At 68.9% G+C, this 24,150-nt stretch carries 19 protein-coding genes and 1 pseudogene; 9 read left to right on the top strand and 11 right to left on the bottom strand.

From position 1 onward, the window contains the following. Nucleotides 1-29 precede the first annotated feature (29 nt). Genes ACZJYS_RS02690 through ACZJYS_RS02670 form a run of 5 tightly spaced genes read right to left on the bottom strand, consistent with a single transcriptional unit; the run spans nucleotide 30 to nucleotide 7,514 of the window. A complete protein-coding gene (locus ACZJYS_RS02690; protein ID WP_493175617.1) occupies nucleotides 30-983 on the bottom strand; it encodes a response regulator in 954 nt (317 codons plus the stop codon). Nucleotide 984: 1 nt separating this feature from the next. Continuing rightward, on the bottom strand, nucleotides 985-2,319 hold the full coding sequence (locus ACZJYS_RS02685; RefSeq protein ID WP_493175615.1) for an HlyD family type I secretion periplasmic adaptor subunit: 1,335 nt from the start codon (nucleotides 2,317-2,319) through the stop codon (nucleotides 985-987). After that, complete coding sequence (locus tag ACZJYS_RS02680) at nucleotides 2,316-4,517, bottom strand: peptidase domain-containing ABC transporter (protein WP_493175613.1); 2,202 nt, start codon at nucleotides 4,515-4,517, stop codon at nucleotides 2,316-2,318. The genes ACZJYS_RS02685 and ACZJYS_RS02680 overlap by 4 nt, the downstream gene beginning before the upstream one ends. A gap of 32 nt (nucleotides 4,518-4,549) precedes the next feature. Beyond that, entirely contained in the window at nucleotides 4,550-6,241 is a 1,692-nt protein-coding gene (locus ACZJYS_RS02675; protein ID WP_493175611.1) for an ATP-binding cassette domain-containing protein, read from the bottom strand. After that, nucleotides 6,228-7,514 carry a hypothetical protein gene (locus tag ACZJYS_RS02670; RefSeq protein ID WP_493175609.1) on the bottom strand — a complete coding sequence of 429 codons (1,287 nt, stop codon included), beginning with the start codon at nucleotides 7,512-7,514 and terminating at the stop codon, nucleotides 6,228-6,230. The genes ACZJYS_RS02675 and ACZJYS_RS02670 overlap by 14 nt, the downstream gene beginning before the upstream one ends. Nucleotides 7,515-7,798: 284 nt before the next feature. On the opposite strand from ACZJYS_RS02670, the pseudogene ACZJYS_RS02665 reads away from it, so the two are divergent. The 3 genes and pseudogenes from ACZJYS_RS02665 to ACZJYS_RS02655 all read left to right on the top strand — a co-directional run. Then, nucleotides 7,799-8,531: pseudogene (locus ACZJYS_RS02665) on the top strand (IS5 family transposase); the annotation flags it as partial. Between the two features lie 245 nt (nucleotides 8,532-8,776). Further along, a complete protein-coding gene (locus ACZJYS_RS02660; protein WP_493175608.1) occupies nucleotides 8,777-10,432 on the top strand; it encodes an alpha-glucosidase family protein in 1,656 nt (551 codons plus the stop codon). Beyond that, on the top strand, nucleotides 10,429-12,129 hold the full coding sequence (locus ACZJYS_RS02655; protein WP_493175606.1) for an alpha-amylase family glycosyl hydrolase: 1,701 nt from the start codon (nucleotides 10,429-10,431) through the stop codon (nucleotides 12,127-12,129). Before ACZJYS_RS02660 ends, ACZJYS_RS02655 begins: the two co-directional genes overlap by 4 nt. 193 nt (nucleotides 12,130-12,322) lie before the next feature. Here ACZJYS_RS02655 and ACZJYS_RS02650 read toward each other — a convergent pair whose 3' ends face one another. The 4 genes from ACZJYS_RS02650 to ACZJYS_RS02635 form a co-directional block, all read right to left on the bottom strand. Next, the gene (locus ACZJYS_RS02650) at nucleotides 12,323-12,742 is read right to left on the bottom strand and encodes a hypothetical protein (RefSeq protein WP_493175604.1); all 420 of its coding nucleotides are present in this window, start codon (nucleotides 12,740-12,742) and stop codon (nucleotides 12,323-12,325) included. A gap of 309 nt (nucleotides 12,743-13,051) precedes the next feature. Then, entirely contained in the window at nucleotides 13,052-14,056 is a 1,005-nt protein-coding gene (locus ACZJYS_RS02645) for an aldo/keto reductase (RefSeq protein WP_493175602.1), read from the bottom strand. A gap of 206 nt (nucleotides 14,057-14,262) precedes the next feature. Then, nucleotides 14,263-14,445, bottom strand: coding sequence for a hypothetical protein (locus tag ACZJYS_RS02640; RefSeq protein ID WP_493175601.1), 183 nt, complete (start codon nucleotides 14,443-14,445; stop codon nucleotides 14,263-14,265). 234 nt (nucleotides 14,446-14,679) lie between these two features. Next, entirely contained in the window at nucleotides 14,680-15,270 is a 591-nt protein-coding gene (locus ACZJYS_RS02635) for a TetR/AcrR family transcriptional regulator (protein ID WP_379636360.1), read from the bottom strand. Nucleotides 15,271-15,349: 79 nt separating this feature from the next. Between ACZJYS_RS02635 and bdcA the strand changes: the two genes are divergently transcribed. After that, nucleotides 15,350-16,063, top strand: coding sequence for an SDR family oxidoreductase (gene bdcA / locus ACZJYS_RS02630; protein WP_493175600.1), 714 nt, complete (start codon nucleotides 15,350-15,352; stop codon nucleotides 16,061-16,063). Nucleotides 16,064-16,357: 294 nt separating this feature from the next. Here bdcA and ACZJYS_RS02625 read toward each other — a convergent pair whose 3' ends face one another. Then, the gene (locus ACZJYS_RS02625) at nucleotides 16,358-17,353 is read right to left on the bottom strand and encodes a LysR family transcriptional regulator (protein WP_379649539.1); all 996 of its coding nucleotides are present in this window, start codon (nucleotides 17,351-17,353) and stop codon (nucleotides 16,358-16,360) included. A 112-nt stretch (nucleotides 17,354-17,465) separates the two neighbouring features. Here ACZJYS_RS02625 and ACZJYS_RS02620 point away from each other — a divergent pair, with 112 nt between their 5' ends. Continuing rightward, entirely contained in the window at nucleotides 17,466-18,452 is a 987-nt protein-coding gene (locus ACZJYS_RS02620) for an MBL fold metallo-hydrolase (protein WP_493175599.1), read from the top strand. Nucleotides 18,453-18,477: 25 nt separating this feature from the next. Beyond that, a complete protein-coding gene (locus ACZJYS_RS02615) occupies nucleotides 18,478-19,560 on the top strand; it encodes an aldo/keto reductase (RefSeq protein WP_493175598.1) in 1,083 nt (360 codons plus the stop codon). A 25-nt stretch (nucleotides 19,561-19,585) separates the two neighbouring features. Here ACZJYS_RS02615 and ACZJYS_RS02610 read toward each other — a convergent pair whose 3' ends face one another. Continuing rightward, nucleotides 19,586-20,191 carry a TetR/AcrR family transcriptional regulator gene (locus tag ACZJYS_RS02610; protein ID WP_493175596.1) on the bottom strand — a complete coding sequence of 202 codons (606 nt, stop codon included), beginning with the start codon at nucleotides 20,189-20,191 and terminating at the stop codon, nucleotides 19,586-19,588. A 146-nt stretch (nucleotides 20,192-20,337) separates the two neighbouring features. Here ACZJYS_RS02610 and ACZJYS_RS02605 point away from each other — a divergent pair, with 146 nt between their 5' ends. Genes ACZJYS_RS02605 through ACZJYS_RS02595 form a run of 3 tightly spaced genes read left to right on the top strand, consistent with a single transcriptional unit; the run spans nucleotide 20,338 to nucleotide 24,114 of the window. Next, a complete protein-coding gene (locus ACZJYS_RS02605; RefSeq protein ID WP_493175595.1) occupies nucleotides 20,338-20,835 on the top strand; it encodes a (2Fe-2S)-binding protein in 498 nt (165 codons plus the stop codon). After that, nucleotides 20,832-21,887: an FAD binding domain-containing protein gene (locus ACZJYS_RS02600; protein WP_493175594.1), complete on the top strand. Its 1,056-nt coding sequence runs from the start codon at nucleotides 20,832-20,834 to the stop codon at nucleotides 21,885-21,887. The genes ACZJYS_RS02605 and ACZJYS_RS02600 overlap by 4 nt, the downstream gene beginning before the upstream one ends. Further along, entirely contained in the window at nucleotides 21,880-24,114 is a 2,235-nt protein-coding gene (locus ACZJYS_RS02595) for a xanthine dehydrogenase family protein molybdopterin-binding subunit (RefSeq protein WP_493175593.1), read from the top strand. The genes ACZJYS_RS02600 and ACZJYS_RS02595 overlap by 8 nt, the downstream gene beginning before the upstream one ends. Nucleotides 24,115-24,150 lie beyond the last annotated feature (36 nt).

The raw sequence follows: 24,150 nt of genomic DNA, 5'->3' as shown, positions 1-24,150 counted from the left end.
CCCGCGGCGCCACTCCGCCATCGCATGCCTTACCATTTGACATCTCGCTCCTGGGCGATGAAGCCGATCGCCTTGTTGCCGGTCTTGTCAAAGCGCAGCCGGTCGAAGGCGAAGTTCGCGGCGCGCGAGATGCCACGCCCGCAGCTGGCAGCGGCCCGGCTGGGATCCGCTGTCAGGTAGGGCCGCCAATCGAATCCGGGTCCATTGTCGGCGACGCTGATGTAGATGCCATCCTGGCGGCGGATCGCGGCCGCCTCCACCCAGCTTTCGGCGAAGCGCGCCTCCTGCGACCGCTCGGCCAGCGCCTGCTGCCATTGGCCCTGCATCATCAGGCGCGCCTTCTCCTGGAAGCCGAAGCGCAGGACGCCATGCTCAACCGCGTTCTGAACCAATTCGTAAATGCCCTGAATGGCGCGGTCCGGCGTGTCCTGCATGCTGGCCAGCATGCTCACCACCGGCTCCACCTCCTCCGGACGGCGCAGACGGAACTTCACCGCCTGCATGAAGCGGAAGGCCTCCTGGTGGCCGGCGAGATCGGCCCGCAGCTTGCGCTGCCGCGCCACCTCGCGAATGGCGGAGTTGACGACGGAGGCGACCACCTTCTCCACCGGCGGCTTGGTGAGATAGTAGAAGGCCCCCGCCTCGATCCCCGCGCTGACATCCTCGCTGTCGGCTGCGCCGGTCAGGATGATGACGGGCATGTGCCGGGTCTGCGGTTCGCGCTTGAGCCGCCGTGTCAGGCCCAGCCCGTCCATCACCGGCATGGTGCGGTCGGTCATCACGAGGTCTGCCATGCCGGGGTTCTCCCGCAGCAGCGCGAAGGCCTCAGCGCCATTGCCGGCGGTGTGCACGCGGTGGCCAAGCTGCTCCAGGCATTGCTCCATCGCCAGCAGACTGGTGCGGTCGTCATCGACCAGCAGGATGTTCACGGCGCGGGCATCGGCGCCGGCGGAGCCAGGAGGCGTGGCGGATGCGGGCGGCATCTCAGCGCTCCTGGAAGGATGTGCTCAAGGCCCGGCGGATCGGGCTCAGCAGATAGGCCATGACCGTCTTGTCGCCGGTGATGATGTCGGCCGTGACGGCCATGCCAGGCGAAAGCAGGGCACCAGGCGCCAGGGGCAGGTGGTTCGAGGCCAGGTCCACCTGCACCTTGTAGTAGGCCATCCCGTCGCCGCTGAAGGAGGAGGGCGAGACGCGCGAGACGCGGCCCTCGATCCAGCCGAAGCGGGTGAAGTCGTAGGCGGAAATCTTGACATGCACCGGAAGCCCGGGCCGGACATGGCCGATCTGGGAGACGGGCAGCCGCGTCTCGGCATGCAGCATCTCGTCCAGCGGCACGATCACCGCCAGGGGCTGACCCGCGCCCGCCACACCACCGATCGTCGTCACTTCCAGCGACTTGACAATGCCACGCACCGGCGAGCCCACCGTCAGGCGCTCCTGCCGCCTGAGCCGCTTCGAGACATCGCCCTCCAGCGCCATCACCGCCCGGCGCAACTCCTGGATGCGGGAGGCCAGGTCGGACCTGACGGAGGCCAGGGTGGCAATCTTGTTCTTCTGCGCCTCGGCGACAGCTTCCAGAGCGGTGCGGCGCTTCTCCAGCGCGACCTGGAGCTGGTTCTCCGCATCCTCGCGCTCCTTGCGCCGCTCGGAGTACTGCGTTCGTGTGGCGTAGCCTTGGTTGAACAAGGTGCCGATCCTTGCCTCCTGTTCCGCGGCGAAGGCGTGGTTGTTGCGCAGCCCGGCGATCTGAGTCTCCAGCGTCCTGAGTTGCAGCCTTGCCTGCTCGATCTGGCTGTCCAGTAGGGAAATCTGGCTTGCCTGCGCGTCACGCTGCGCCGCATGGGCCGCCGCTGTGGCCCGGACCGCGACATCCTCTCCGAAGGCCTGGAAGTCTGGCGCGCGGTCCTCCATCAGCGCCACGAGCCCCTCGATCTGTGCCAGCAGGTTGTGCCGCTGGAGCGTCATCACCTGCACGTCCTCGGTGGTGCCGCCATCGGTCAGGATGAAGATCGGCGCACCACGCTCCACGAGCTCGCCAGGCTGCACGAGGATCTGCTCGACCATGCCGCCTTCGAAATGCTGCACGACGCGCTCGAAGCCGGAGGGCACGATCGTGCCGCTGGCCTGGGAGACGTCGTGCACGCGTGCCGTCGCGGCCCAGCCGACAAAGGCCAGTACGCTGAGCGCCACCAGGACGCATATGCGGCGCAGCATGCGCTGCGGCACCTTCTCGTCGACCAGCAACGGATAGACCAGCTGCGCCTCATCCGAGGCAGGGAGGGGACGGGGCGGCGGCGCTGGCGAGAGAGCGTTCATGCAGGCCCCTGCACCAGCGCCGCAGGCGTCGTCACCGCTGGCACCTTTCCGTAGCGCAGAACGACGACGCGCTCGGCCAGCGCCAGGAAGTCCGACCTGTGAGAGACAAACAGGACGGTCCGGCTGCGGCTTCTTTGCGTGATGATGTCCCTGATCACCCGGCCTACCTCGCCATCCAGCAAGCGGTTAGGCACCTCGTCTATCAAGAGGATACTACTTTCGGTTAAAAGCGCCTGTGCCACGGCGAACTTGAAGTGGAACTCCAGAGGGAAGGCCTTCGTCTCGTCGCAGCGGTGGTCGAGGCCATCCCCCAACTGCTCCACCGCCTCCGCCAGGCGGGCGGCCTGAAGCGCCAGACGCAGCTTGCCCTCCTCCGCAAGAGGATTGACGAAGAGCAGGTTGTCGCGCAGAGTGCCCGGAAACAGCCGCGGATGCTGCGGGACGTAGGCGATGCGGCGGCGCAGTTCGTCGGGCGGCAGCTGGCGCAGATCCACGCCATCGAGCCGCACGGCGCCAATCGTCAGGTCGCTCAGCCCCTGAACCAGCTTGAGCACGGTCGTCTTGCCGCTGCCATTGGCCCCGGTGATGCCGATACGGCTGCCAGGTGGTATCTCGAGGTCCAGGCCGACAAAGACGGGGCGCGTGTCGGCGGCGCGGAAGCCGGTGTTGAGGAAGCTGATGCCACCCTGCAACGGGCGTGCCTGGCTGTACTGCCGCACCTCATCCCGCTCGGGCGGGATCTCCATCAGCCCATTCAGCTGGCCCAGGCTGTTCCGCAGTTGCTCGCAACGCTGCACCGAGAGGCAAAGCATGTGGGAGGGAACCATGGCGCGGCGGCCCAGGATGGTGCACGCAAGCAGCCCGCCGGTGCCAAGGGTGCCGGCCCAGACCGCCTCGGTCCCCGCCGCGAGCATCAGCATCGTCGCGGTGGTGAGGATGAAGGTCGAGATCGCATCCCCTGCCGCGCCGACCATGCGCAGATCAAGCTGCGCCACCTGCTGTCGCCGCACGCAGCCGATCATGCGGCCCGACCATTGGTGCTGCAGGCCGGCCTGGCGAATCACCTCCCGCTTCTGGAAGGTCTCGATGGTCATACGCTGCATCTCGGTGGACTCGTCGGCGGCGATCGAGGTCATCACCCGCGCCCGGCGCAGCAGCACCGAGAACAGCCAGAGATGCGCCAGGATACCCAGCAGCGGCACCACCACCACCCATCCCGCCACGGCGGCGAGCACGCCGAGGGAGGCGGCGGTGATCGGTGCCTCGAGCAGCGCGATGAAGGCGGGGCCGGTGATGAAGTCGCGGACGTTCTCGAAGGTGCGCAGGCGCGCCACCTGGTCGGTTACCGAGGCCCGTTCGGAAATGGCGGGCCTGATCTTGAGGATGCGCTCGAAGGTCGCGCTGGCGACGAGGAACTCCAGCCGGTTGGCGATCCAGGCCAGCATCCGGCTGCGCTGCCCGACCAGCAGGCCCTCGATGAGCACGATGAGTGCCATGCCGAGCGCGAACATCGGCAGCGGCTCAAGCGAGCCAAGGCTGATCACGTGGTGGTAGATCTGAATGGTGAACAGCGGCAGCGCCGTGCTGACGCCGGCGATGGCCAGGCTGACCAGTATGAGGCCGCCGGCCAGCCAGCCGAACTTGGCCATAAGGGCACGAAACCAGCGGTGTCCGGTGTGGCTGCGCCGCGCCGCGGAGAGCGGGTGGGTATCGCCCTCGCGCGGGAAGCTCCAGAGGGTGCCGCGGCCGAGCTGGCGTGATGAGGCCAGCTCCTCCATCGCGCCGGAGGGCCAAAGCCGCCACATTCGGTTGCTGCCGGGCAGGCGCAGGATGACGGAGGCGCCTTCCCCGCCGCCATCGTGCAGCAGCGGCGCCTGCGGCTGCGCCGGCAGGCGGGCGAGCGGCGTGGCGCAGAAACCGAGATGCCCCATCGCGGCAATGATGCCATCCGCGTCCAGCGGCGTGGGTTCGGCCGGCAGGGCGGCGAGCAGCTGGCGCAGCGGAAAGTCCGTGCCGGCGGTCAGGCAGAGCGCGCAGAACAGCCGCTCGTCACCCTCATCGCCGCTGAGGCCATGCCGGCTTCGGCGCACCAGCGCCTGCAGTTGGGCAAGCCGGTTCAGCAGGCTCCGCAGCGCCGCACCGCCTTCCGTGTCGCCGTGCGGTGCCGTGCGGCTGGCCTGCTCCGGCGCGGCCGGCACTGCCCGGGCGGCATCCTGCCGGGGCGGTATGATCATACCCTGAGATCCCGGTATGAGATCCGCTCCGCCATGGCGAAGCCCTCGATGGGGCGCAGCCCGCCCTCTGACAGGAGGAAGCGCTTGTCGGCATAGCCGAGCAGGTTGGCGTCGTCCGAGACCAGGATGAAGGTGGCCTGCCCATGCACCTTGCCGATGAAGCGGCTGAGCTTGGCGTAGCCTTCCCGGTCCAGCGCGCGATCGGCATTGTCGAGGAGGATGAGCTTCGGCCGCGTGGCAAGCGCCCGCAGGATGGTCAGCTGCTGGCGCAGCCCGGGCGGAATGGCATCGGCCGCCGAGCCCATCAGCTGCGTGTCGAGCCCGTTCGGCAGCTCGTTGATGGCCGCGTCGATGCCGAGCAGCGCGGCCACTTCCATGGCCGCCTCCACGCTCACCTCGCCAAAACGCGTGATGTTGTCGCGTATCGTGCCACGGAACAGGATCCCCTCCGATGACACATAGCCGACGCAGCGGTTGAGCAGAGGTTGGGGATATTCTGTCGGCGGCACGCCGTTCAGCGTGGCAGTGCCCTCGGCGGGCCGGTGCACGCCGGCGATGATCTGTAGCAGCGCGGAGTTGGCGCGCTCCGATGGGCCGGAGATGGCGACGATCTCCCCGGGTTGCAGCGTCAGGTTCACGTCCCGGAAAAGGCAGGTGCCATCGCTGGCATGGAAGGCTGCGCGGTTGAGCGAGACGCGGCCTTCATTGGTGACGCTCAGCTCATGCCGTGGGCTGGCGACCGGCTCCTGGCGGAGCAGCGCCACGATCTTCTGCTGCGCCGCGCCGATATCCTTCATCTGCACGAAGAGGAAGATGGCCTGCTGCAGCGGTGCCATGACGCGGCCGCTGAGCAGGACCAGCGCCGAGACCCCTCCCATCGTCGTCTGACCGTGCCCGACCGCGATGGCGCCGAGGGCCAGCGTCGCCGCGGTCAGCGACTGGCTGGCGACAGAGGCACTGTTGAGCAGCCGGCCCGTTACCAGCCCGAGCTGATGGTTGCGGCGGCTCATGGAGGACTGACCCGCCTCGAATCTGCGAAGGATGTTGTCCTCGATGCCCAGCGCCTTGATCAGGTGCATCGCGTCCAGCATGGTGAAGAGGAAATCGTAGCGGCTCTCGCCTTCCGCGGCGCTCTGGTCAACCAGACGCTTCATCCGCCGTGCGTCTAGCAGCGTGACGAGGCCAAAGATTGCAAGGCAGAGCAGCACGAACAGGCCAGTCATCCAGGAGATGGCAAAGATGGCGGCAAGGATGATCGGCAGGAAAAGCAGCTCGACCATGCTGACGACGATCTGCCCGTTGTATTTTTCCTTGAGCTGCTGGATGGCACCGAGATACTCGATGCTGCGCGAGGCGAGAAGGCGCCCTCCTGGCGGGTTGCTGGCGATGACATGCGTGAGCAGCCGGTGCGTGATCAGGCCGGCGAAATTGGCTCCTGCACGATTCAGAACAGCTGCGCGAGCGAAGCGCAGCAATCCCTCGGCGGCACCAAGGCACACCACGCTGGCGACAAGGATCAACAGCGTGGGGCTGTATGGAGCGGGAATGAGGTGACCGAAGATCTGGGAAGCAGCAACCGGTATGGTCAGGCTGAGCACATTCAGTGCCAGTGTCACCAGAAGAAGCGTTAATACGGACTGCTTCCAGAATGCTGCTTCCCGAAGATATCCTGTGTCACCATCCGCCATAAAATGCTCCCGACAGGAATCCGCCGCCAATCTTCGCGGCCACTGCCGTTTGCGTACTGTTTATGGCGTCAACATTCGATGAAGGGGTGCCTGTACTGGGCGCTGTCGCGATGGAGAGGAGATCTACCGCCTGACTCGGTGCCAGGATTGAGGGCGTGTCCGTCAGGGCGGTCAGCATCGCATCGGCGGACAAAGCAGATGTTCCGCTTGCTACATCGAAGAGGTCCAGGCTTGCCATTGCCTCAGGCGCGATTTCGGTGAGGTTGAACTCCGCCATCATTTCAGAACTGAGGGCGCCAAAGAGATCGGCGTCGAGCGCCAGATCGGTGTCGCCTGAGGCCGCCGGGGCGCCGCCGGCGAGGACCCCGCCGAGATCGGCGGTGACCGGCAGGTCGATATCGCCCAGCAGCGCCTCGACCGGGTCGAGCCCGACCGCGACCTCGAGCGGCGTGCCACCCGGCAGGGTGGCGTCGAGCGCCAGGTCGGTGTCGCTCTCGGCCGCCGGGGCGCCGCCGGCGAGGACCCCACCGAGATCGGCGGTGACCGGCAGGTCGATATCGCCCAGCAGCGCCTCGACCGGGTCAAGCCCGACCGCGACCTCGAGCGGCGTGCCGCCCGGCAGGGTGGCGTCGAGCGCCAGGTCGGTGTCGCCTGAGGCGCTAGTGTCGGATGGGCCAGTAGCGGCGAGTGTACCGTCTTGTGTATCTTCGGCGGGCTGCGTTGCTCCTGCTGCCGCGTCAGGCACCGGCTGCGGCCCAGTGTTTTCGGAATTGGTCAGGAGAGGGTCTGCCGGCCGCTCGTCTTCTGCCGCTTCGAGGGATGTTCTACCCGGCAGGACCGGCGCGGCAGCGCCTTCGGTAGCACGTGGGATGTCAGCAGGCGGCGAATTAGCGCCTGCCGCAGTGGCGGCCACGCTTTCGGCCTTGGGCGGCGGTATACTCTCTTCGCGGCCTGAGAAGGGGTCTTTGTTGCCGGTCGAGCGTTGGTCCGGCACCACCTGTGTCGCCGGGTCAGCCGTGATGTTTTGCGTGTCAGGCGCAAAGCCTGCGCCCGCAGCGTCCCTGGAGGCAATATTGGCAAATGCTTGCGTATTGTCGTCCGCGCGGTTTGCAGACGATGTCTCGGCAATGCCGTCACGCTCGGTAATCTCTGCAAGCGCGGCCCCTTTTACATCAACTCCTTTGACGGCGCTCGAACCATCGAAAAGGTCCACAGCTTCATAGAGCTTTGTTTCAAGACTCTGGGAAGGCTGGGGATTCGTGATTGGCGGCATTTCTAAGATCCTCCCAAGACATCATTTTATGATCCAACATTTAACTTTTTACTAAATTCAGACGTTAATATTAGCTTTCAGATTCTGAAGAGAGGATTGCTGAGAGGCTGACTGCAACCTTGACTGGGATGACTGGGAGCCAAGTGAAAAACGTAATGGAGTCGGAATAGAAAAAGATCTCGGCAGAGGCGATGGTGCGCTCGAAATCCTTGCCCAGTTCGGCTCAGGACTTATCAACGAGCCTCTCGCGCTTCGAGGCTGCTGTGCTTCCATGGTTGCCGGAGGTGGCGGGCCTGTCGTGGCTCACGCAGGCGCAGATCCAGCGGGGCCGCACCCTGCTTCCCGCTCTTGCACGGAGTGCCACGCGTGGATGACCCGCAGATCGTCAGCGGCATCATCCACGTCATCCGCAATGGCCTTCGCCGGCGCGATGCGCCTGCCGAGTACAGCCCGCACAAGACGCCGTGCAACCACCGCCTCGTCCGCTGGAGGCGCAGGGGCGTCTTCAACCGTGTCTTCGCCGGGCTGGCCGGCCGCGAAGGGTAGCCGCATCCGCTGATGATCGACACCACTCACCTCAAGGCGCGCCGCACAGCCGCCAGCCTGCTCAAAAGCGGGCTGTTCCCATCCTGTCGGACGGCCTGAGTTCCAAGCCACGTGCCGTCACTGACGGCCAAGGCCGCCCGCTCATCATGCTGCTCTCCGGAGGGCCGGATGAGCGACCACACGGGTGCCGCGCTGATGCTGAATGCCCTGCCGTCCGCCGGCGTCCTGATCGGCGACACAGGCTATGACAGCGATGGCTTCCGCCAGGCCCCGGGCAGTCGCGGCATCGAGCCTCGCATTCCATTGCGCCGCGGCCGCAAGCAGCGCATCGCGCAGGACAGGACGCTCCACCGCATCGAGACCATGCTCAGCAAGTCAAGGACTGGCGCCGCATCGCCACGCTCCATGACCGCTGCGCTCACACCTTCCGCTACCTGCCTCGCCGCCGCCATCCTCCCTTGGATTGATGAGTCTCCTTCCTCCGCCCTGCAACCCTGCAGCGCCTCTGCCGTTCAGGCTCCGGGCGCCCACGCTGCCGCATTGGGTGGCGCTAGGGCCTGAGCGATGGCAACGGATGCGTCTGGTCGCGCCTCCATCCGCTCTGAAGTCCCCTGCCGCGGGCTGGCGCCGTCCGCCTGCGGATTTGTCCCTGGGCAGCTCCCTGGGCCGAGATTCGGATGACGCCTCGGCGCGTCGTCCCCCCTTTCCCCCGGCGAATGCGTGTCGCCGCGCGCAAGGAGGACCTCATGTCGAAAACGACAACCGCTCCACCTTGGTGGCAAGGCGCGGTCATCTATCAGATCTATCCCCGCAGCTTTGGTGACACCACCGGCAACGGCATCGGTGACCTGAACGGCATCCGGCAGCATCTTGACCACCTCGCAGCACTTGGCGTCGATGCCATCTGGATCTCGCCTTTCGTCAAGTCACCGATGCGGGACTTTGGCTACGACGTGTCAGACTACCACTCGGTCGACCCGCTGTTCGGCACACTGGACGACTTCGAGGCATTGCTGGCGGAGGCGCATGAGCGCGGCTTGAAGGTGCTGATGGATCAGGTGCTCAGCCATACCTCCAGCGAGCATCCATGGTTCCTGGAAAGCCGCGCCAGCCGCGACAACCCGCGCGCCGACTGGTATGTCTGGGCCGACCCGAAGCCAGACGGCTCGCCGCCCAACAATTGGCTTTCGGTGTTCGGCGGCTCCTCCTGGCAGTGGGAACCGCGGCGGGGCCAGTACTACCTGCACAACTTCCTGCGTGAACAGCCGGACCTCAACTACCACAACCCTGCGGTGCAGGAGGCGGTCCTCGAGGTTTGCCGCTACTGGCTGGAGATGGGGGTGGATGGCTTCCGCCTGGACGTCTGCGCCTTCTACTTCCATGACGCCCGGCTGCGCGACAACCCGGCTAACCCGGAGTGCCCGGTCGGCCGGCATTTCCTGTTCAACCCCTATTCCCTGCAGCGGCACGCACACGACATCGCACAGCCGGAAAACCTGGGCTTCCTGGAGAAGCTGCGCAAGCTGACCGATGCCTATCCGGAGCGCGTGCTGCTGGGCGAGTTGCACGAGAATGAGGGCGTGCGCCTGCACCAGGAATACACCGCGCCGCACCGCCTGCAACTTGCCTATGGCTATTGGCTGCTTGGCGCAGACACGCTGGATGCCCCGACGATCCGCCGCACCGCGACCGATCTGGGCCATGAGATGGAATGCGGCTGGCCCTGCTGGGCGCTCGACAACCACGACTTCATCCGCTCACCGACACGGCTTGGCCCAGAGGCGGCCTCGGGCGAGCTCTCCCTGACCATCCTGGCGGCACTCGCATGCCTGCGCGGCGCGCTCTGCCTCTACCAGGGCAGCGACCTGGGGCTACCTCAGGCAGAGATCCCGTATGAGCGGCTGATCGACCCGTACGGCATCGAGTTCTACCCTGCTTTTGAGGGGCGGGACGGCGCCCGCACACCAATGCCGTGGGATGCCAAGCAATCGCATTGCGGCTTCAGCGCCGCCGAACCCTGGCTGCCCATCCCCCCCACCCATGTGGAGCGCGCGGCGGCGCAGCAGGCGGCGCTGCCGGGCTCCATCCTCAACAGAACGCGCCGCTTCCTGACCTGGCGGCGAGATCAGGCACCGCTGCGCGCGGGCGGCCTTCGCTTCATCGAGGTACCGGACGGCATGCTCGCCTTCGAGCGCTGGCTGGGCGAGCACCGCATCCTCTGCGCCTTCAACCTGACCGCCGCGCCGCTGGAGGCAGAGCTGCCCGAGCCACTGCTCGGCATGCCGCTGGAAGGGCATGGCTTCGGCGGTGTCCGCGCCGCTGGCCGGCTCAGCCTGCCGCCCTATGGCGCCTATTTCGGAGGTCAGGCATGACGATGTCCACGACCCGGGAAACGGTGCTTGCCGAGTTTGCCAAGGCGCCGAAGCTGGAACCGCCGGTACGCGCCGAATGGTGGCGCGGCGCTGCCATCTACGAGGCCTATGTGCGCAGCTTCCGCGACACGAATGGAGATGGTGTCGGGGATTTGCGGGGCGTGCTGGAAAAGCTCGACCACATCGCCGGGCTGGGAGTGGACGCGCTGTGGCTTTCGCCCTTTTACCCGTCGCCGCAGAAGGATTTCGGATACGATGCGGTGGACTACCGCAACGTTGACCCCTCGGCCGGCACACTGGACGACTTCCTGGCTTTGCTGAAGGCGGCGCATGCGCGCGGCCTGAAGCTACTGATGGACTTCATTCCTGCCCACACTTCGGACGAACATCCCTGGTTCCAGGAAAGCCGCAGCTCGCGCGAGAATGCCCGTGCCGAGTGGTATGTCTGGGCCGATGCGGCGCCGGATGGCGGGCCACCGAACAACTGGCTCTCCTCCTTCGGCGGCGGCGCCTGGCAGTGGGAGCCGCGGCGCTCGCAGTACTACTATCATCCCTTCCTCGCCTGTCAGCCGGCGCTCAACCTGCGCAAGCCCGAGGCGCTGGAGGCGGTGATCCAGGACATGCGGTTCTGGCTCGACCTCGGCGTGGATGGCTTCCGGCTGGACGCGGTGCAGTGCCTGGCCTGCGATCCGGACTTGCGCAGCAATCCGCCAAGCCCGCGCAGCGGTTCGCCCATCCTGCTCGGCGGTGGGCCGAACAACCCCTTCGGCCGCCAGATTCATCTCTTCGACCGTGATGTACCGGAGGCGCTGCCCATCATCCGTGCGCTGCGCACGGCGGTTGAATCCTACGACCCGCCGCGTGTGCTGATTGGCGAGCTGGCGGATGTGGATTCCTCACGCGCTGCCGAGAAGTACACAGCCGATGGCCAGGGATTCCACACCGTCTATGATTTCGACCTGATCAACACGCCGGCCGATGTGGCGAGCCTCGCCAGCCTGCTGCGACTGCGCGACGAGTATCTGCGCAGTGGCTGGCTCTACAACGTCTTCACCAACCACGACTCGCTGCGCGCCGTTTCCAACCTTGCCGCCTTTGCCTCGGACAAAGGCGAAACGGCGGCGGCAGCACGCATGCTGCTGTTCCTGCAGTTCACGTTGAAGGGTGGCGGTGCGTTGTTCCAGGGCGAGGAGCTGGGCCTGCCGCACCCCAAGCTGCCGCGCGAACAACTGCAGGACCCCTGGGGCTTGGCGCTGTGGCCGGATTTCCAGGGCCGCGACGGTGGCCGGACCCCGATGCCGTGGGAGGCCGAAGCGTCGCATGCCGGCTTCACCAGCGGCGACAGCCCGTGGCTGCCGGTGCCCGAGATCCATCGTCCGCTGGCGGTGGACCGGCAGGAGCAGGACCCTGATTCCACGCTGAACTTCCTGCGCCGCTTCCTCGCCTGGCGGCGCGGCCAGCCTATCCTGAAATGGGGCGGCGAGCATGTGCACGAGGCGCACACCGCGCCCTTGTTGGTTTACGACCGCTTCGACCAGAACACGGTGTTGCGCTGCATGATCAACTTCAGCATGGATGAGCGGCTCCTACCGCTGGAGGAAGGCTGGCGGTGTCTGCGGGCGCCTGGCTGTGTCACCCGTCTGGCCAGGCACGGGCTGCCCCTGCCGCCGCTAGGGTTCTCCATCTTGCGGGCATGACACCGCCTTCTGCTCCGGCTGAGCGTTACTGACTGAGATCTGCGGGTCATGATGTTGTGCCTGCTTCAGGCCGATGATTCCTGCTTGGCGCAATCAGGCGTCTGGTCGGAGAGGCCGTTGGGTGCGGCTCCGCTGGCTTCTTCGCCGTGTGCTTCGGGGTCAGCGAGCTTAACGGCCTACTGGAGCCTCGCCCTCATCGCCGCCGGCGGCGGCCTGTTGGGTGCTTCTTCCCTGCCTTGGACCGCGTCTTCATCGGGGCGACGAGAAGGGGCTCCGCTGCGGGGATGCCATCCGTGCCAGCATAACGCTGCAGCGTCGCGTCGGCGGCAAGATGCGGATAGGCTTGAGCACCGCTGGGCCATGTTCTCGCAAAGGCGGCAACCTCGGCATGATCGTGCCTGCGGATGGCCTGGACGAGAAAGGACGCAGCCTGCGCCGGCCTCAGGCGCTGCTGCTGCAGCAGGTTGAGATGCCATTCGCGAGCGCGCAGGGGACACCAGTCGACCAAGGATTCCTGCAAGGCGCGTCGCACCTCCAGCGGCAGCTCCTCATACGCCCGGTAGGGGTCACCCTTGAGCTTGCTGTAGGGCTTGGCCGCCATGCTGTTGTCCATGGGCCGCGTTCTACCGAAAGGCAGGTCCCTCGGAAACTGCGGTGCCATCCGCTGGATGCTGGGCACGTATGCCGCCGCGTTGGATGCGGTAGGGGTTCCGCCCGCTTGGCGGGTCGTCCCTAGAACTGTCCCCCGCCGCCCCGGCGCCTCTGCCTGGAAGCGGTCGTCACCAGTCCAGTGGCCTGGCAGCCAGGCGCGTCAGGCAATCGGCAGGCCGCATCGCAGTAGAGCCAGGAGAGGACGCTGGCCGGCGAAGCGGATGCCGCACGCGGCAAGAGGGAAGCCCGCCTGACGCCACTCTTTTCCGGCCTACCGGCTCTCGCCCGAAAAGCCGGCGGTGAGTTCGGCCAGGCGCTGGAGCGCCGCCGGCGGCAGCGGGCCTTTCAGCACGGCCTCGAGTGCGGCCTCGAACTCCTCCACACTGGCCATGCCGACCAGGACCGTTCCCACCGCGGGATGGCCAATCACGAAGCGAATGGCAGCTTCTGGCAAGGAGGCCGCGAAGCCCTCTGCCACCAGCGGCAGCAGCCGGGACGCCTGGCTCAGATCGTCCTCATAGGTTTGTCCCGAGCCCATCGGCTCCGGCGGGGGGCTGGCGACAGGATGGCGCTGCGCGGAACCGCTCAGGGCGCCTCCGGCCAGGACACGGATGCCAACCGCACCCATGCGCTTCTCCTGCATACGCTTAAGCAACTGCCGGTAATCCTGCGCCGGGTGGCCCGTGGGGAGGGCGGTGCCGGCCGAAGGGTTCAGCATGTTGTAGATGACCTGGGCCCCGCCGAAGAAACCGGCGTCAACCACCTGGTGCAAGGCCTCGGTCTCCCCGACCGCCGTCCAGCCGGGCAGCCGCAGCTTGCCAGCCGCCTGGAGCGAGTGGAAGGCTGGCACCACCTCTTCCAGCACCTGGCGCAGGCTGAGTTTCTCGCCGCCGCCGTGCAGGGTGATCTCGTTATGGAGATAGAAGATGTCGGCCTGGTCCCGCTGCAGGCGCCGTAAGCTGCCCTCGAGGGATGCTGCCACGGCGGCGGCGATGTTCCCGAACTCGTCCGATCGCAGCCGGACCTTGGTGCCGATCAGGGCATTGCCAGCCTTGAGCCGCCGCAGGGCATTACCCAGGTTCTGTTCCGAGGCGCCGTTGCCGTACTGTACGGCGGTGTCGAAGTAGTTGATGCCAGCCTCAAGCGCACGGGCGATGGCGCGTTCCTGGTCCGCGACGGCACCGCGCACCATCAGGCCTCCAACCCCGCCGCAGCCAAAGCCGAGCAAGGATGTGGACAGGCCATCCGGCCCAAATCTGCGTGTCTCGACCGACATGGCTTCCTCCTGTGCACCATCTTGCTTGGGCCGGCCATGAGGGCGCCGGGGCATGGCGAAGCGTCCAACAGGACGCTTCCAGCCGCAAGCTCATCTCCAGGTCAGATCTAGAGATCGCCGATCAGATCGCGGCGGCCGCAGTGAGTGTGGCAACCGCCGTTCCCCCTCCGCTCATTGATGGCGCCCTGCGCTGCGCGGAATCTGCTTTATGGCTTCGAGGAGGGCTTTTTCTGTGCAGGCGGCTCGCCAGTCCAGTCGTCCGTGATCTGGGCCTGAGCCTCGGAGACCCTGTTCAGGTCTTCTGGCGAGGGAGGCTTCTGGATGTAGCCTTCGCTCGCCTGCTCAGCCGTGTGGTGCGCCTTGGGTCCTTCGGGAGCGTGGTCGGCCATTTCATTCTCCTATCGCCTCTGCCTCCCTAGAACGCCGGAACACTGAGGCTGTTCCAGGAGCCGCCGGATTTAGGATCATCGTTTTTGGCACCGTCTCCCGATGCTTGATGCTGGCCAAAGTCCACCTGGCTGTTTTCGAGCTTCAGCCGTGAGGACGTGGACGGCGTTCCCAGAGGTGCCCCGAGGGCGGCCGACCCATACCGGCCTCTCTGGCAGCCTCACATGGCGGAACGCTCAGGCGCCCAATTCCTGCTCAAGGGCCAAGCTGGCAAGGCGTGCGGTCGCAAGAAGGCGGTCCGCGCCATGACCTTCCCGCGCCATGGTGGAAAGGCCGACCATGAGCGTAACGACATAATCGGTCAGGCGCTCCGCAGCCTCCGGATGCGTCGCGGCGATGAACTGGCGAATGGTGTCCGCGGCGGTGGTGCTCAGGGTGCGGGCGGCATTGCGTGCCTCGGGGTCCTTGCAGCGGGCGCCTTCGATGACGAGGCAGCCGGCAGCGGCCGGGTCCGCGCCGTAGCGGCGGGCGCAGCTCTCCAGCACCGCCGAAAGGGCCTCCGCCAGGGGTCGCCCGGGACGCAGGATCTCGGCCAGGGGGATGCCCTCGGTACCGGTGTAGCGACAAAGGGTGCGGGCGTAGAGGGCGGCCTTGCTGCCGAAGGCGGCGTAGAAGCTGGGCGGATTGATGCCGAGCGCTTCGGTGATGTCGGCAACGCTGACGGCGTCGTAGCCCTGGGTGTGGAAGAGGCGCTGGGCGATGGCAACGGCCTGCTCCGGGTCGAAGCGGCGCGGACGGCCCCGGGGGCGCGATATATTTGTAGTCACCCTTACAGAATCTCCTTGACCAAACATCCTCCCTGAGAATTATGTAATCGCAACTACATTTAATCTCAAGGAGATCCGCGTGGGCGGTTTCACAGGAAAGTCCGTTCTGGTGCTCGGTGGTAGCCGGGGTATCGGGGCGGCGATCGTGCAGCGATTTGCAGCGGATGGCGCTACGGTGACCTTTACCTATGCCGGGTCGCGTGAGGCGGCGGAACGGCTGGCAGCCGAGACGGGCAGCACGGCGGTGGTGACGGACAGCGCCGACCGGGACGCGGTGATCGCGCGGGTGCGGGACAGCGGGCCGCTGGACGTGCTGGTGGTGAATGCGGGCGTGGGCGCCTTCGGCGACCCCCTGGAGCAGGATCCGGACGCGGTGGACCGGCTGATCCGCATCAATGTGGCCGCGCCCTACCATGCGGCGGTCGAGGCAGCACGGCGGATGCCGGAAGGCGGGCGGATCATCGTGATCGGCTCCGTGAACGGCGACCGGATTCCCTTTCCGGGCCTCAGCGCCTACGCCATGAGCAAGTCGGCGCTGCAAGGCATGGCGCGGGGGCTGGCACGCGACTTCGGGCCGAGGGGGATCACGGTCAATGTCGTGCAGCCCGGGCCGATCGACACCGACATGAACCCGGCGGACGGGCCGATGAAGGACATCCAGCACGCCGTCATGGCCATCAAGCGCCATGGGCGGCCCGAGGACGTGGCAGGGATGGTGGCTTGGCTGGCAGGGCCGGAGGCGGGCTTCGTGACGGGTGCGATGCACACGATCGATGGCGGCTTCGGCGCCTGAGACGGCGGAACCCGGGGCGGCCGAGCTTCGCCGCCCCGGCCATCTTCCGCCCGGGCAGCCCGCGCCGAGGCCGCCTGGGCATGTCCGCTTCCCATCCGGCCCGGTTCGTTCAAGGACCGAGGCGCGGGTCTCCTTAAGGAGCCGGTTGGCCACTTGAATGCCCGAGAGGGGCGCCTCGCCGCCATCGCGGCGAAAGCAGGCCGGCAGCCTGACGAGCACGCTGCGCGCGGATCATCGAGAAAACGACCTTCCAACCATCCAGGCCTGGCGCGCCTGACCGACGTCTCGAGCGCCTCACGGCCCGGCCAATGACCGGCCAGCCGCCTTGCGGCCCCAGTCATAGGCGCGCAGGTGATCCAGAAAGGCCCGCATCGCCGCGCCGGTATGCCGCCGGTTGGGGTAGTAGAGGAACCAGCAGGGCAATTCCGGGCCCCAATCCCGCAGCACCTCGACGAGATCGCCGCGCTCCAGGCATTCGCCCACATAATCCTCGAAGACATGCGCGATGCCCTGGCCCGCAAGGGCCGCCTGCATTTCCTGGTGCGCCGAGCCGAGCGTCAGGCGCCCCTGGGGCGTGAGGTCGATGGCCTCGCCATCCTTCGCGAAGCGCCAGGTGGCAAGGCTCCCGCCGGGAAAGCGGCGGCGTATGCAATCATGCCGGACAAGGTCGTGCGGCGTGGCGGGCGTGCCCCGGCGCGCGAGATAGCCGGGCGAGGCGACGATGGCGTAGCGGAGCGGCGGGCCGAGCGGCACAGCAATCATGTCCTTCTCGACCTGCCTGCCGAAGCGCACCCCCGCGTCGAAACCGCCGGCGACGATATCGACGATCGCCGCGTCGCTGACGATCTCGACCCTGACTTCGGGATAGGCCTGCATGAAGCCGAAGGCCAGCGGGCACAGGATGTGGTCGGCGGCCGGCCCGGGGGCGTTGATGCGCACCGTGCCGGAGGGGTTCTCCCGCAACTGATCAAGATCGGCGACCGCCTGCCTGATCTCGCCCAGGGCCGGCGCGAGGCGCTCCAGCAGGCGTTCGCCGGCCTCGGTCGGGAAGACGCTCCGCGTTGTCCTGTTCAGCAGGCGGATGCCGAGCGCCTTCTCGAGCGAGGCGACGGTCTGGCTGAGGGCCGATGACGACACCCCCCGCTCGGCCGCCGCCGCGCGGAAGCCGCCGCACCGGACGACCGCCGCGAAGGCGTCCAGGCTGTCCAGGCGACAGGGCTGCATTGCGAAGTCCTGCTTATCGGGCCGCGCAGTTTTGCACCGGTTTTCCAGACAGTCCAGGCGGCGCATCTGAGGCCGGACAGCCCGCCGCGATGGCCGCGGAGACATGGATCGCCGGAACCTCCCCAGGCTCCGCCCGTGTCCCGCCCTGGCGGGCGGCGTGACGGGAAGGAGGTCTGGGATGCACAACGTCATCGGCTTGCCGCGCAGGGCGGCGCTCGCGCTTGGCACGGCGGCCTTGCTGGCGGGAGGCGGACGGAGCCGCCCCGTCGCCGCGCAGGGCACCGTGCTGCCGCCGGCCGGCAATGCCGGCCACTACCGCTTCCAGGTCGGCGGCATCGCCGCGACCGTGCTGAGCGACGGGCTGATCGGCGGCCCGCCCCGGATCTACGCCATCGACGCGCCGGATGACGAGTTGCAGGAGGCCCTGCGGCGCGCCTTCCTGCCGGCCGACCATCTGACGCTGAACCTGAACACCCTGCTGATCGAGACAGGCGGCCGGCGCATCCTGCTGGAAGCGGGCGCCGGGCAGACCATGGGGCCGAATGGCGGCCGGCTCTTCGCCAACCTGGCGGCCATCGGGCTGTCGCCCGAGGATATCGACGCGGTGGTGGTCTCGCACACCCATCCCGATCATGTCGGCAACCTCCGCACGGCGGAGGGCGGCAGGGCGTTCCCGCGCGCCACGGTCTTCGCGCCGCGGGCCGACTGGGCGTTCTTCGTCCGGGGCGAGCCGGACCTGTCCTACATGCCCGTGCCGGAGGATTTCCGCCGCCGCTTCGCCGCCGCCATCCGGCGCAGCGTCGAGCCCGTGGCGCGGGAGGTGGAGCTCTACGAGGGCGGGGCCGAGATCCTGCCCGGCCTCGCCACCATCGCGGCTCCCGGCCACACGCCCGGCATGGCGGCCTTCCTGGTCCATTCGGGGCGCGACCAGCTCCTGCTGACGACAGACCTCGCCTACCACCCGGTGGTGAATGTGGACCGCCCCTGGCGACCCGGCCCGGACCGTGACCCCGCCGCCGCCCTGGCCGCCCGGCGCAGCCTGTTCGACCGGGCGGCCGCCGACCGCATTCCCGTGCTCGGCTTCCACTTTCCCTTCCCCGGCATCGGCCGGCTGCTGAAGACGGACACGGGCTATGCCTGGGTCCCTGCCAGCTGGCGGTTCTGACGGACGGCGCAGGAGAGACGCTCCCATGACCCATGACGCCTCCCGCGCCGGCCGGCGCGGCTTCCTCGGGGCCACGGCCCTCGGCGCGGCCCTGGCCGGCGCGCCCCGCGCCCACGCCCAGGCCAGGGATGGCGCGTCACCCATGGCCGCCGCCGCGGACCCGGTGATCACGCGCCGGATCGGCCGGACCGGCCAGACAGTGACGGCGCTCGGCCTCGGCACCTTCCTGACCTACGACCTGATGCCGGGCGACCGGCGGGACGGGCTGCGCGAGGTGCTCCGGCGCTACGTCGCCGGCGGTGGCCGCCTGATCGACACCTCGCCGCTCTACGGCTCGGCCGAGGTGAACGCCGGTGCCTTCCTCGCCGGCCTGCCCGAGGCGGCGGAGGTCTTTGTCGCCAACAAGATCTGGTCGACCGGCGCATTCCTCGGCGATGAGAGCCATGCGCTGGCGAGCCTGGAGCAGTCCCGCCTCCGCCTCTGGCGCGCCACGATCGACCTGATGCAGTGCCACAGCCTCGTCAACGCGCCGGTCATCCTCCCCCTGCTGCAGGCCTGGAAGCGCGAGGGGCTGATCCGCCATGTCGGCGTCACCCACCACGAGACCGCGGCCCAGGAGGAGCTGGCGCGGATCGTCGAGGGGGGCGGGGTGGATGTCGTGCAGACGAACTACTCGATCTTCTCCCGCGGCGCGGAGAGCCGGCTGCTGCCGGCCGCGGCCGAGCGCGGCGTCGGGGTGCTGGTGAACCTGCCGCTGGAGAAGGCCCGGCTGATGCGGGTGGTGGAAGGCCACCCCCTGCCGGCCTTCGCGCGGGAATTCGGCGCGACGAGCTGGGCGCAGTTCTTCCTCAAATGGGCGATGGGCCATCCGGCCGTGACCTGCGTGCTCTGCGGCACCGCCGATCCGGAGCACGCCGCCGACAATGCGCAGGCGCTGCGGGGGCCGCTGCCGGACCAGGCGATGCGCCGCCGCATGGTCGCCCATATGGAGACGATCCCCGGCTTCGGCGATGTCGGCCGGATGCCGTGGTATCCGGGCAAGGAGGGGATGTACCAGGGGCTCATCCGGGCCTCCCAGGCCCGCGCCAGGGCCCGGCTGCTGCCGTGAGGCGAGCCCCGGCGCGCCGCCGGGCTCAGCCGCGGGGCGGTGCCGGCGGATGACCGGGCTGCACCCGCATCCCGTCCAGGAAGACATCGACCAGCCGCATCACCTGCGCCTGCCAGCCCGGCCCCTCGTGCAGGTAGCAGAGGCCGATCACCGTCCGCAGCAGATCCTCCGCGCCGATGTCGCGCCGGATATCTCCGGCCTCGGCCGCCGGGCGCAGCAGCGTCCCGATCGCCTCGTAGAGCCGGGCGGAGGTGTAGGCCATCAGCTCGGGCGGCTTGTGCGCGGCGAGGGCCAGCGCCGCGGCCATGCCCTTCTTGGTGCCGACGAACTCCACCAGCGCCTCGATCCAGCGGCGCAGCCCCGCCAGGGGCGGCAATTCGGCCGAGAGCTGGCGTGCCAGTTCCGCCAGCTGCTCCACCTCGCGCCGGTAGAGCGCCTCGTACAGCGCCTCCCGGGTGGGGAAGTGGCGGTAGAGCGTGCCGATGCCGACGCCGGCCTGCCGCGCCACGCCCTCCAGCCCTGCTTCCGTGCCGCCCCGGCTGAACACCGCCTTCGCCGCCTCCAGCACGCGCTCGCGGTTGCGGATCGCATCGGCGCGTGGCTTGCGCGGCCGGCTGGGCTGGTCGGTCATGGTCGGCTCCGATCTCCTCTTCAATAAACGGAGTATGCCTCCGTTTAGTCTTGCAGACGGAGGCGTACTCCGCTTATGCCACTCTGGCAGCCGACCGGACAGGCCCGCCGGCCCGCCCGGAAGCGCCCCCCCATCGGAGGCTCCGCATGAGCTACACGATCACGCTCACCATCAACCGCGTGCCCCGCACCCTCGAGCTGGACGATCCGCGAATCACCCTGCTGGACCTGCTGCGCGAGCGGCTGGACCTTCCCGGCACCAAGAAGGGCTGCGACCGCGGCCAGTGCGGCGCCTGCACCATCCTGCTGGACGGCCGCCGCGTGAACGCCTGCCTGGCGCTGGCCCTCAGCCATGACGGCGCCGAGATCCTGACCATCGAGGGGCTGGCGGAGGGCGAGGCGCTGCACCCGATGCAGCAGGCCTTCATCGCCCATGACGCCTTCCAGTGCGGCTTCTGCACGCCGGGGCAGATCATGAGCGCCATCGGCCTCGTCGGCGAGGGCCAGGCCGGCGACGACCCCGAGCGGGTGCGGGAGGGCCTGAGCGGCAATCTCTGCCGCTGCGGCGCCTATCGCGGCATCACCGAGGCGGTGGTGGAGGCGGCGCGGGCCATGGCGGCGGACGGGCAGGGGAGGGCGGCATGAACCGCTTCGAATATGTGCGGCCGCGCAGCGTGGCCGAGGCCGTCGCCGCCGGCGCGGTTCCGGGCAGCGCCTACCTCGCCGCCGGCACCAACCTGCTCGACCTGATGAAGATCGGCGTCGCGCAGCCGGGCCGGCTGGTCGACCTGAACCACCTGCCGGGCCTTGATGGCATCGAGCACCAGGCGGATGGCGCGGTGCGGATCGGCGCCCAGGTGCGCAACGCCGACCTGGCGCATGATCCCGGCTTCCGCCGACGCTTTCCGGCCGTGGCGGAGGCCCTGCTCTCGGGCGCCTCGGCACAGCTGCGCAACGCGGCGACGGTCGGCGGCAACCTGTTGCAGCGCACCCGTTGCGCCTGGTTCCAGGACACGGCCAGCGCCTGCAACCGGCGCGATCCCGGCAGCGGCTGCGATGCGCGCGGCGGCGAGAACCGGCTGCACGCCGTGCTGGGCTGGAGCGAGCACTGCATCGCCACCCACCCCTCCGATTTCTGCGTGCCGCTGGCTGCGCTCGACGCGGTGGTGGAGGTCGAGGGGCCGACGGGCCGGCGCGAGATCGCGCTGCGCGACTTCCACCTCCTGCCCGGCGCCACGCCGGAGCGGGAGAGCGTGCTGGCGCCGGGCGAGCTGGTGGTCGCGCTCCGGCTGCCCGCCGAGGCGGCCGGCTTCGCCGCGCATGCCCGCTACGCCAAGCTGCGCGAGCGCACCTCCTACGCCTTCGCCGTGGTCTCGGCCGCCGCGGCCCTACGGATCGTCGATGGCCGCATCGTCGCGGCGCGGCTGGCGCTCGGCGGCGTCGCGGCGAAGCCGTGGCGGGCGGAGGAAGCGGAGGTGGCCCTGGCCGGCGCCGCGCCGGAGGCCGCGGTCTTCCGCCGCGCGGCGGAAGCCGCCCTCGCGGCGGCGCGCCCCTCGGGCGACAACGCGTTCAAGATCGAGCTGGCGCGGCGCATCGCCGTCCGCGCCCTCACCCTGGCCGCCGCCGGCACCCCGGAGCGGCTGCCGGCGCTGCCGGCTTCTCCCTTCGCCCCCCTTTCCGGAGGTCGCCATGTCTGAGACACGCCAGATGCGGCATGGCTCCAGCATCGGCCAGCCCGTCACCCGCCGCGACGGCCTGCTGAAGGTCACCGGCCAGGCCCGCTTCGCCGCCGACAACCACCCCGCCGGCCTGCTCCACGCCGTGCTGGCGGTCAGCCGCATCGCGCGCGGCCGGGTGGCGGCGCTCGACCTCCCGGCGGCGCGGGCGCATCCCGGCGTGGTGGAGGTGATGGTCACGGCCAACCGTCCGGCGCTGGCGCTGCACCCGGACGACAAATCCGTGCCCTTCTCCTTCAAGCTGGACCTGCTGCAGGACGACCGCGTGCGCTATGCCGGCCAGCCCATCGCCGTGGTGATCGCCGCGACGCTGGAAGCCGCGACCGAGGCGGCCGCGCTGCTCGCCCCGCGCTACGAGGCCGGGCCTGTGGAGGTCACGCTGGACGCCCCGGAGGGCTATGGGCCGGAGAGCGTCGGCGTGGGCGACCCCGGCGAGATGCGGCACGGCGATGTCGAGGCCGGGCTGCGGGCGGCGGCGCGGCGGATCGAGGCCACCTATGAGACGCCGCTGCAGTTCCACAACGCGATGGAGCCGCATGGCGTCGTCGCCGCCTGGGAGGGCGATGCGCTGTCGCTCGACATGCCGACGCAGGGCCTGGCGCTGACGCGGATGCGCCTGGCCGCGCTGCTCGGCATCCGGGCGGAGGACATCCACATCCGCAGCCCCTTCATCGGCGGCGGCTTCGGGTCGAAGCTGCTGTCCGGGCCGCAGGTGCTGGGCATCCTGGCGGCGCGGCTCGTCGGGCGCCCGGTGAAGCTGGTGCTGACGCGCGCGCAGATGTACGGCCCCGTCACCCACCGTTCGCCGACCCGTCAGACGCTGCGCCTCGGCGCCGCGCGGGATGGCGCGCTGACCGCCATCCACCACCATGTGCGCACCGCGACCAGCCGCCACGACGATTTCCTGGAGCCTTCCGCCGGCGTCAGCCACACGCTCTACGCCGCGCCGGCGATCGCGACGACCAACGAGGCGGTGCGGCTGGACACCGGCACGCCCGGCTTCATGCGCGCGCCCGGCGAGGCGAGCGGCAGCATCGCGCTGGAAAGCGCCATCGACGAGATGGCCCATGCCTGCGGCATGGACCCGCTGGAGTTCCGCCTGCGGAACTATGCCGAGGTGGAGCCGGTCTCCGGCAAGCCCTTCTCCTCCAAGGCGCTGCGCGAATGCTACGCGGAGGGCGCGGCGCGCTTCGGCTGGGCCGGCCGCCCGCTGGCGCCGCGGCAGATGCGCGACGAGGACGGGCTGCTGGTCGGCTGGGGCGTCGGCACGGCAACCTTCCCGGCGATCATGTTCCAGGCCGAGGCGCGGGCCGTGCTGCGGCGGGACGGCACGGGGCTGGTGGAATCCGGCACGCACGACATGGGCCAGGGCGCCTGGACCGCCTTCGCGCAGATCGGCGCCGACAGCCTGGGCCTCGATCTCGACCGGCTGGAGTTCCGCGCCGGGCACTCCGGCCTGCCGAATGCCGGCATCGCCGGCGGCTCCGGCCACACCGCGACGGCCGGCGGCGCGATCCATGCGGCGGGCGCGCAGGCCATCGCGCGGCTGACGGAGATCGCCGTGGCGGACCCGCGCTCGCCGCTCTTCGGCGCCGGCAATGTCGGCGTCGTCGCGCGCGGCGGCCGGCTGCTGCGGCGGGACGACGAGAGCCGCGGCGAGGCCTATGCCGACATCCTCGCCCGCGCCGGTCTCGACAGCGTCGAGGGGCGCGGCAGCGCCGCGGCGGACCCGGCCGCGGCGGAGCGCTACGCGATGCACGCGCATGGCGCGGTGTTCGCCGAGGTGAAGGTGGACCCCGAGCTCGGGCAGATCCGCGCCACGCGCCTCGTCGGCGCCTTCGCGGCCGGCCGCATCATCAACCCCCGGCTGGTGCGCAGCCAGTATTACGGCGGCATGATCTGGGGCCTGTCCTTCGCCCTGCATGAGCGCGCCGCGATGGACCCGCGCACGGGGCGGGTGATGAATGCCGATCTGGCCGAGTACCACGTGCCGGTGAATGCCGACGTCCCATCCGTCGAGGCGATCCTGGTGGAGGAGCAGGACCCGCATGTGAACGCATTGGGCATCAAGGGCGTCGGCGAGATCGGCATCACCGGCACCGCAGGCGCGATCGCCAATGCTATCTGGCACGCGACGGGCACCCGCATCCGGCGGTTCCCTGTCGCCATTGAGGAGCTCGGCCGCTAGCGCCGCAGGCTCGCGGGCCTTCAGGCCCGCGCGCCG

The sequence above is a fragment of the Roseomonas sp. TS2 genome, assembly GCF_058833935.1.
This window is presented reverse-complemented; position numbering and strand designations above follow the sequence as displayed.